4 protein-coding genes are annotated in these 2,673 nt (G+C 46.1%); all 4 read right to left on the reverse strand.

The window, feature by feature from the left end:
• Window positions 1-129: 129 nt before the first annotated feature.
• Window positions 130-1,341 carry a precorrin-6y C5,15-methyltransferase (decarboxylating) subunit CbiE gene (cbiE, locus tag IQ229_RS23240; protein ID WP_194047810.1) on the reverse strand — a complete coding sequence of 404 codons (1,212 nt, stop codon included), beginning with the start codon at window positions 1,339-1,341 and terminating at the stop codon, window positions 130-132.
• 46 nt (window positions 1,342-1,387) lie between these two features.
• Window positions 1,388-1,792, reverse strand: coding sequence for a VOC family protein (locus IQ229_RS23245; protein WP_194047812.1), 405 nt, complete (start codon window positions 1,790-1,792; stop codon window positions 1,388-1,390).
• An 18-nt stretch (window positions 1,793-1,810) separates the two neighbouring features.
• Window positions 1,811-2,407, reverse strand: coding sequence for a tRNA-(ms[2]io[6]A)-hydroxylase (gene miaE / locus IQ229_RS23250; protein ID WP_194047814.1), 597 nt, complete (start codon window positions 2,405-2,407; stop codon window positions 1,811-1,813).
• A 74-nt stretch (window positions 2,408-2,481) separates the two neighbouring features.
• Window positions 2,482-2,673, reverse strand: a 192-nt coding sequence (locus IQ229_RS24370) for a hypothetical protein (RefSeq protein ID WP_228013675.1), incomplete at its 5' end; no start/stop codon positions are given.

Raw genomic sequence — 2,673 nt, forward strand, 5'->3', positions numbered from 1 at the left:
GCGTATAACAAGGCAAGAATTTACGTAAGTTATAACAAAATTACCAAAGCGATGTCTGCGACAAGACGTTCGCGTAGCGTCTCCAACAGTAGAAGCGTCTACGCACTTATAACTTTAACTATGCAATTTTTAAGACTTTACTACTACCCATTGCGTCACAGCCGCCATTGCTCGCCAACCTAAAAATTTACCAATAGGTTCCGCACGCTGAATGGCAATACGAGTTAAATTGCCACCGACTCGTTCATGCCATTGAAATAAAGTTTGCTCACCCTCTACCGTGACAACATTTGCTACTAAACGTCCACCCGATCGCAGTGCTTCCCAGCAAACATCAAAAAGTCCCGTTGCTGTCACCCCACCACCAATAAAAATCGCATCTGGTGTAGGCAAGTCTTTCAGAACATGGGGCGCTTTACCTTCAATGATTTGCAGATTTGGAGTACCAAGAGTCGCGGCATTATCGGCAATATACAGTAGTCTAGACGAGTTTTGTTCGATCGCGATCGCTCGACATCGCGCATTACTCCGCATCCATTCAATTGATATTGAGCCGCAACCCGCGCCCACATCCCACAATAATTCTCCTGGTGTCGGTGCTAAAGCTGCAAGGGTGATTGCCCTAACTTCACGCTTCGTTAACTGTCCATCGTGGTGGTAGGCGTTATCTGGTAATCCTGGTAATCTTGGTAATGGGATAACCCCAGCATCAGCAATACAATTAACTGCGATCGCATTCAACACTGCAACTTCAGTTTCACTCCAGGATGCAGCCGTACCTTCCACAATTCTTTCATGAACGCCGCCCATACGCTCCAATACGGTGATTTTACTGCCACCATAGCCGCGATTTGTCAAAATTTGAGCAACGATCGCTGGTGTGTCTTTCCCCTCACTCAAAATCAACAGCCGCGCTCCCGGATAAATGTAGGACTGGAGTAGGGAAGATGGACGACTATTCAAACTTAAAGTTTCTACCTCAGTTAAAGACCATCCCACCCTGGCACAGGCGAGACTGAAGGCTGAAGGTGCGGGGATAATCGTCATTTCAGAGACGGGAATTCGCCGTATCAAGGTGACACCAATGCCGTAACACATCGGATCGCCGCTTGCGAGTGCGCAGATTGACTGACCCCGACGCTGGATGATTTCGTCTACAGAAGTGCTAATGGGAGATGTCCAGACTAGTTTCTCACGTCGATCGTCTGTAGGGAGCATTGCTAAATGGCGATCGCCTCCCACAATTACTTTAGCTCGATCGACTAAAGAACGAGCGATCGCGCTTAACCCCTGTAATCCATCTTCCCCAATGCCAACAATAGAAAGCCATTTCTGCATCATGCTAATTCATGATTAATTACTTTATAACCTTGTTGACAGCGAACTTTTAACTGATAATTCCTAGATTATTGTAGATTTCGATCAGATTGCCATCAGGATCGCGCAAATGAGCTGTGCGGATTCCCCAGCTTGGGCGATCTTGTGGTTGACTCACAACGAGCGCATTTTGATCCTTTACTTGCTCATAGACCTCATCCACGTTATCGACTGCCAAAATCAGAACAACCTTATCTCGATTGACAATGTATGAAGGCTGTTCAATTCTTGGGACTACCTCAGCCATTAATTCTTGTTTGAGTAAACCCAGCTTGAGATATCCGGTATTAAACTCAGCATATCCGCTATCTTCATCGCCCCAATCGACATCAAATTTCAGCAGATCCCGGTAGAACACAAAAGAATCTTTGTAGTTGGAGACAAGCAGTCTCAGGTGTGTTAGCTGAAGCTTCATATCTGTTGGGTTACTCTACTAACTGTGAATTCTAGGTTCTGGGTGCAAAGTCGCCAGCAACTCGCTTTCGACAATTGCTAATTCATCAAGCCGCTGCATGACAATTTCTTTGTCGAAATAAGTAGCAGCTAAAACCCAATATATACCGTAGTGACGCGCTTCGGATGCCATTAGCCCACGATAAAATTTTGCTAACTCTGGCTCTGGACAGTGAGCAGCTAATAGTCCCAAGCGTTCGTGAGAGCGAGCTTCAATTAAACCAGTGACTAGTAAGGAATCCAGAAATCGCTCAGGTTCTTTTGAGCGTACTTGAGATTTTAAACCTGCGCCGTATGGAGGCGGTGGTAGGGGAGCTAGGGAGATATTCCGGCGTTCTAACCATTGGTTAACTAGCTCAAAGTGTTCTAGTTCTTCGCGGGCGATCGCAGTTAGCTCCCGTACCATTTTAGTGTTGGAAGGGTAGCGAAACATCATGTTCAAGGCCACACCTGCTGCTTTGCGTTCACAGTGGGAGTGGTCGAGTAAGATGATATCTAAATTAGCGATCGCTTGTTCAACCCAAGCAGAACTAGTGGGCTGTTTCAGGGCATTGATAGTCGTTAACTGAGTAAGCACAGAGTCAATCAATTTTGGATTTTTCAATAGTTTAAACTATTAGTCCACTCACATCTTGCACCTAGCCCTAGCGATTAGAAATCGCGGCTATACAAACGAAGTCCGCCTACGCGGACTAACGCAAAATCAAGGCTTTTCAACCTGCGGAGGCAGGTTTTGTCTGTGTAGCCGCGACTTCTAGTCGCTTGGTACAAGATATAAGTCCACCAAAGAAACTTTGCGGGATTTATCGTCAGAGAATCAAGTTCTTTTCTCCCCCTGGCTCC

Origin of the sequence: Nostoc cf. edaphicum LEGE 07299, from assembly GCF_015207245.1 — a bacterium.
Taxonomy (GTDB): Bacteria; Cyanobacteriota; Cyanobacteriia; order Cyanobacteriales; family Nostocaceae; genus Nostoc; species Nostoc edaphicum_B.

Excerpts from the sequence above, each read along its gene's own strand:
- cbiE (WP_194047810.1), bottom strand. The coding sequence starts at position 1,341 with ATGATGCAGAAATGGCTTTCTATTGTTGGCATTGGGGAAGATGGATTA.
- IQ229_RS23245 (WP_194047812.1), bottom strand. The coding sequence starts at position 1,792 with ATGAAGCTTCAGCTAACACACCTGAGACTGCTTGTCTCCAACTACAAA.